The 6,502-nt window shown below is 53.2% G+C and carries 6 protein-coding genes; 1 reads left to right on the top strand and 5 read right to left on the bottom strand.

Annotation, left to right across the window (positions count from 1 at the left end; translation table 11 throughout):
- The 5 genes from kdsB to INT22_RS11250 all read right to left on the bottom strand — a co-directional run.
- The coding region (gene kdsB / locus INT22_RS11270) for a 3-deoxy-manno-octulosonate cytidylyltransferase (RefSeq protein ID WP_226912634.1) at nt 1-638 on the bottom strand (638 nt) is incomplete at its 3' end.
- The gene (locus INT22_RS11265; RefSeq protein ID WP_089037745.1) at nt 638-847 is read right to left on the bottom strand and encodes a Trm112 family protein; all 210 of its coding nucleotides are present in this window, start codon (nt 845-847) and stop codon (nt 638-640) included. The genes kdsB and INT22_RS11265, both read right to left, overlap by 1 nt.
- On the bottom strand, nt 840-1,856 hold the full coding sequence (gene lpxK, locus INT22_RS11260) for a tetraacyldisaccharide 4'-kinase (RefSeq protein ID WP_193061320.1): 1,017 nt from the start codon (nt 1,854-1,856) through the stop codon (nt 840-842). Before lpxK ends, INT22_RS11265 begins: the two co-directional genes overlap by 8 nt.
- Nucleotides 1,853-3,589 carry a lipid A export permease/ATP-binding protein MsbA gene (msbA, locus tag INT22_RS11255; protein ID WP_193061319.1) on the bottom strand — a complete coding sequence of 579 codons (1,737 nt, stop codon included), beginning with the start codon at nt 3,587-3,589 and terminating at the stop codon, nt 1,853-1,855. The genes lpxK and msbA overlap by 4 nt, the downstream gene beginning before the upstream one ends.
- Nucleotides 3,590-3,645: 56 nt before the next feature.
- A complete protein-coding gene (locus INT22_RS11250) occupies nt 3,646-5,913 on the bottom strand; it encodes a DNA internalization-related competence protein ComEC/Rec2 (RefSeq protein ID WP_193061318.1) in 2,268 nt (755 codons plus the stop codon).
- A gap of 96 nt (nt 5,914-6,009) precedes the next feature.
- On the opposite strand from INT22_RS11250, the gene INT22_RS11245 reads away from it, so the two are divergent.
- On the top strand, nt 6,010-6,502 hold a 493-nt coding region (locus INT22_RS11245), incomplete at its 3' end, for a DUF2062 domain-containing protein (RefSeq protein ID WP_193068243.1).

Raw genomic sequence — 6,502 nt, 5'->3', positions numbered from 1 at the left:
AACTGCTCAAGGCTCGACGGCGCCAGCTCACGATAAGCGGCAAGGAAACTGGCACGGTAGGCGTATATACCAATATGACGCAACCACGCATCGGTGGCTAAAAGCGCGGGCTGGACTTTAAATTGCTCTCGATCCCAAGGAATGGGAGCACGAGAAAAGTACAGAGCACGCCCCTGCAAGGAGCGAACAACTTTGACGACGTTAGCGTTAAATAACGTTTCAACATCAGTAATAGGCTCAGCAAGCGTCGCAATGGCCGCTTCTCGATCTTCGGCTAAACGCATCGCCACTTGGTCAATTAAGGCCGGGGGGATAAGCGGCTCATCGCCTTGCACATTCACCACTAAAGTGTCGTCGCTTAGCCCGAGCTGCTCTGCCACTTCGGCCAGCCGGTCCGTACCAGAAGGATGATCCGCGCGAGTCATAACGACATCCGCACCGTAGGGCAACATCGCATCACGTATACGAGGATCGTCAGTGGCTACCACGACACGACTTGCTTGGCTTTGACAGGCTCTTCGCCAGACATGGGCAACCATAGGCTCACCCGCGATATCCAGCAGTGGCTTACCCGGCAAGCGGGACGAGCCAAAACGCGCGGGAACAACGGCAATAAATTCGGTCTTAGCGACTGACATTACACCTCTCCGGTACGACCAGGCGAGATAGGTAGCTTTTCATCGGCATCCATCGCGCGCGCCTCTTCAGGAAGCATCACAGGGATGCCTGCTTGAATAGGGTACGCCAAACCGTCGTAGTGGCAGCAAAGTTCCTGGGCTTCACGATTATACTTGAGCTTGCCATTGCAAAGCGGGCAAACCAGCATTGCCAGTAGTTCTTTATCCATCGGTGTATCCCTTTTCAGAAAGCGCTGACAATTTAGCTGCCAGCCAGTGTTCAAACTCTGGCGGAAGCACGGCTTCTACCTCTAGCACCCAGCTATCGGGTGGCGCTAACGCTTGGCACTTCACTGCGTCTTTGGCGGTCATTACAACGGGGCGCTGATGACTAAAACGGAAAGTCTGGTCATCAAAACGCTGATGATCTGCTAGCGGATGCATCTCGCCTTCCACCCCTAAACTTCGCAGCGTATTAAAAAAACGCTCAGGATGGCCAATACCCGCCACAGCATTCACAGGTAGCGTAAATGGCAGAGGGGTAAGTGGCATACGCTGACCATCCTGCACTCGGCGCCAGCTGAGCGGCGCTAGTCGCATCGCCACTCCCTCTCTAGGCAGAGGGCGGCGCTGCTCACCATTAATAATCACAGCATCAACTTGAGCTAATCTACTGGGTGATTCTCTCAGCGGCCCAGCAGGTAAGCAGCGCCCATTTCCTAGCCCCCTAGCTCCATCAACAACAACCAATTCAATATCACGTCCTAACGCCAGATGCTGTAACCCATCATCACTGACAATAATGTCGCACCCACTATCAACCAGGGCTTGAACGCCTCTTGGACGGCGCGGATCAGCTACGACCGGGCAGCCCGTTTGTTGCGCCAACATTAATGGCTCATCGCCGCTTTGCGCAGGGTCAGTGATTGCAGTTACCCGTAACGGATAGTGCGATGCTTTACCACCATAACCACGGGTAATAATACCTGGCGACCACCCCTGCTTCCTCAGCCAGTCGACCAGCCACGCCACTAGCGGCGACTTGCCGGTTCCACCAAGAGTGATATTACCCACCACGATAACGGGTACGGATGCTTTAACAGCTAGCTTTTTACCAGCGTGATAGTGAGAGCTACGGCGCGCCATAAGATAACGGTATAAAGCACCCAACGGATACAGCGGCGTTAGCCATCGGCTCCCCTGGTAAGCCGCCTTAAGCCAGCGTTGTTCCAGGCTCATTCACTCTCCTGAAACTGAAGCTGATGCAGCGCCGCATAGGCACCTCCCGCTTCTAGCAACGCTTGGTGGGTACCCTGCTCAATAATGCGCCCTTGATCCATCACCAAAATACGGTCAGCCCGTTCAATGGTGGATAGACGGTGGGCAATGACCAATGTGGTACGCCCTTCACACACATGCTCCAGCGCTTTCTGGATATAGCGCTCGGACTCGGTATCCAGTGCCGATGTCGCTTCGTCCAAGATAAGAATAGGTGCATCTTTAAAAATCGCCCGAGCGATTGCTAAGCGCTGGCGCTGCCCTCCGGATAACATCACACCGTTTTCACCCACTACCGTGGCATAGCCCTGAGGCAGTTTTTCAATAAACTCACTGGCGTACGCCGCCTGAGCGGCCGCTTCAATGGCGGCTGGGTCTGGGTTGGTAACGCCATAGCCAATATTGTCAGCAATGGTTGCATTAAACAGCGTGACTTGTTGCGATACTAACGCAATTTGCTGACGCAAAGGGCCCAACGCATAATCATCGGCATTTACCCCATCAATCACAATGCGCCCTTCACTAGGACGATAAAAACGCGGCAGCAGGCTGACCAATGTTGATTTACCGCTACCAGAGCGCCCAACAATCGCCACTAGCTCACCAGGGGCAACACTAATATTAATATCGTGCAATACATTAGGCTGGTCATCAGCGTAGCGGAAACTGACATTATCAATCACCACGCTGCCTGTAAGCTGACGGGGAATTGTCTTCCCTTCATCCTGCTCAGGGGTCAAATCAAGCAAGCCAAATAGCTCCGAAGCCGCCGCAATGCCTTTTTGAATCTCACTATTCACTTCTGTGAGCTGGCGCACCGGCTTGATCATTAGCGCTGCTGCGGTAATAAAGGCAACAAACTCCCCCGGCGTCATGTTTTCCATAAGCGCAGGCGCCATGGCAAGCCAAACCAGAATAGCCATGGAAATCGCTACCAGCATCAAGATCACTGGTGAACTCACAGCACGCGTCATCGCCTCTTTCATACTCTGACGGCGATTTTCTTCGCTTACCCGTTCAAAACGTTGTTTTTCATACTCTTCAGCACCATGCGTGCGCACGACGCGATAGCCGGAGAGCGCTTCAGAAGCGACATGAGTAACGTCTCCCATGGAGTGCTGAATACGCTTGGAGATACGCCTAAAACGTTTGCTGGCATAGCTCACCACAACAGCAATCACCGGCGTTACGCCCAGAAATAGCAGCGTTAGCATCCAGTTGGTCCAAAACAGATAACCGATCAGCCCGATAACGAACAGACCTTCACGCAGAATAATAGTGACCGCTTTCGTGGCAGCACCTGCGACCTGCTCTACGTGATACGTTACTCGAGATACCAAATGGCCACTGGAATGGTGGTCGAAGAAACGCCCAGGCAAATGTAGCAAATGCGCAAACACATCGCAGCGCAGCGTGTGAATCACATAACGTCCGACATAAGACATAAAGTAGGTGCTTAAAAATGTCCCCAACCCACGCGAAGCGAACATAATCACCACAAACAGTGGGAGCAGTAAACGAAAGGTAGCATCAGGGTTTTGAATGCCATCAATCAGCTGCTTCATCATTTCAGCTAGTGCCGTACTAGAGGCGGCATAAATAATAAAACCGACGATCGCTAACGCGAATGCGCGCCAGTGAGGTTTGACGTAAGTTAATAATCGCTTGTAGAGAACCCAACCTGAATCAGTCACACGCGCTCCCGGCCATAGTGTGCAGTTGCGAGAATTCTACCTTATGGTGACGCGCATCAACACCGCTTACGAACGCCCTGTTGCTTTCGCATGGGAATGATCTGAATTGGCTGAGTCGCTGTGAGGCTAAATTCGAGAGCGCCATCCTGGGCGGTACTCCATAAGCAGCTCTGTTGTTGTCGAAAGCGGCGCACTACCGCGTCGACCGGATGGTTAAAGGGATTATCTTTCCCAGCACTAAAAATGACATGCCGAGGACGACTTACTTGAACGAACTGAACACCCGAACTTGTATTGCTTCCATGATGCCCAGCCACTAACACGCCAATCGGCGTAATAACATTCGCTAAGATTCTTCTTTCAACGTCCTTACCAACGTCACCGGTAATCAACAAACGCTGCCCACCCGCGCTTATTTGAAGTACACAGGAGCGATCATTTGAGGAGAGCACGTTCTCCCCTTTTGGGGGCCATAGTATCTGATAGTCAATGCCATCACGTCGCCACTGCTGCCCTTGAACACACTCTGTACTCGCAACAGGCAGAAGATCTCCACTGGGAACCCACCATTGCGTTACTTGATGGTCTTTTAAAAGCGCACTAATCCCTCCCGCATGATCGGTATCAGCATGGCTGACAATAACGTGGTCGAACGATTGGCCTGGGGGCCAAAGGGTTTGCAGCGGCATAAACCCACTGCGAAAGCGAGGTCCTGTGTCGTATAGCAATCGATAGTTGGCGCTACGTAATTCAATCAGTTGGCCTTGCCCGACATCATAAACAATGACACGCAGCTCACCTTGGTTAAACTGTTCGTCCGCTGACCACCACGGAAAGCTTAATAGCAGTAATGTCGCACTAACACGCAACCATCCTGGGACATTGGGAAGCCCCCAACACAGCGACATCAATAACAGTGCACCTACTAGCGGAAACATCAGTATTGACGGTGGCTGCAAAAGCGGTGCCCACTGCACGGCGATGACGAGTAACTGATGAAAAACCTGCAGTGCCTGCTCAAAACACCACCACACAAAAAGCCCTATTCCAGGCAGTGGCGACAGCACCCACCCCAATAGCGCACTAGGCACCATCACGGAGCTTACCCAAGGTACAGCAACAAGATTAATCAGCGGGGCCGCAGGGGCTACTCTTCCAAAAGCCAATAGCACTGCAGCCGCCATCAGCGGTGCAATGAGTAGTTGAGAACGCAGTAGCGCCCAGCACCACCCTTTTAGACCCTGTGGGCGGGGGCGGCCTTGCCAAATAATAATCAACCAGCCTACCGCAATAAACGATAGCCACAGACCAGGCCTCCACAGTGCAAGAGGATCAACCACTAACACTATCCCGAGCGCAAGCCACCAAGCTTGCCAAGCTCCTGGCGCATGGCGCCCGCTAAGCACCCACAAGCCTAACAGCGTCATGATCATGGCGCGCATGGCAGGAGGTGCTAGTCCGGCTAACATGGCGTACCCCACAGCCGCCACCCCTGCTAACCACCAGGGCCAAGCACGCAGACGCCAATTGGTGGGCGTTATCAGCCTGGCAGTAAAACGTGCCAACAACAGCACAAATGAAGCGACAAGCCCAACATGCAACCCAGAAATGACCACTAAATGCGTCGTACCCGTTGCATTGAGCAAGGTCCAATCATCTTGGGTCAACTGCTCACTATCTCCCAGCGTTAGCGCCGCAAGCCAGCGCCGGGTTCGCTCTTGCAACGGCTGGCTAGCCAGCGTCGCCATTGCTCGCTGACGAAGTGTCGGCGCAGCCCCCGACAGGCGTTCGGGCGTAGGCTCCTGGCGCACATAGCCCGTCGCATGTATGCCTTCACGCCATAACCATTGCTGAAAATCAAATGTATTTGGATTAGAAAAGCCACTGGGCGGGCGGAGCCGCAGCGTCATCCGCCAGCGCTCACCAACGAGGTAGCGCTGGTTGCCATAGGCACTTACTCGCACGCTACGCAGTGCGCTACAACTTGGCAGTCCCTCGGGAGAGCGGCAAGATTCCACTGCCAAGCGCACTCGTGACGACTCCGCTTGCGTTTGAACATTGATTACTCGGGCCTCCAGAGTGACATCCTCTCCACTGAGCCCAGGTGGCAAACGGTGCCCCCACTCCTGCTGCACGCTGATAAAAACCCAGCTTGAAATAACCAGCCAAATTAATAGGCTACGCCGATATACAACCAAGCAAAGCAGCACCACAAGCACACCTGGCAACAAAACCTGCAGGTGCGCCTCGGGGCCGCTGATCCACGCCGCTAGTGCCCCCATCAATACTGCCAAGGCAGCCGGTAGTGCAGCGCCTAGTTGCATATCCCCTCCTTGGAACTGGGTCATTCATACCCACGCCATAGCCGAAGCACGCTGCTATATGGATAATAGGATGTACCAATCGAAAGAGTACCTGACATGCCGCGCCGTTTCCTGCAGCGCTACATGCCCAAACCCGACACATTAAGGCGACAGCGCTCACTACGCTTTATTGCGCCGTTAATTGCGGACCCCGGGTTATGGCTTTTAACACGTCGAAGCGTTGCAAACGCATTCAGCGTGGGGCTTTTTTGCGCCATGCTGCCTATACCGTTTCAAATGGTAGTTGCAGCACTGGGGGCAAAATTTAGCCGTTGTAACTTGGCACTTTCGGTAGGGTTGGTGTGGATTACCAATCCACTTACCATGCCGGTTATTTTTTATTTTAATTATCGAATTGGCACGTTTCTGTTAGAAGCACCAGTGAGAGAGGCACCATCGCGTATATCCACGCGCTGGATTGCAGAACAAATGCACGACATCCTGCCACCGCTAATGCTTGGATCGTTAATTTCTGCCTTACTATCAGCCATGCTTGCCAATATCGTCATACGGCTAATTTGGCGCTGGCATGTTTCCCATCACTGGAAGC

It is taken from the genome of Halomonas sp. 3D7M, from assembly GCF_014897885.1.
Taxonomy (GTDB): Bacteria; Pseudomonadota; Gammaproteobacteria; order Pseudomonadales; family Halomonadaceae; genus Vreelandella.
This window is presented reverse-complemented; position numbering and strand designations above follow the sequence as displayed.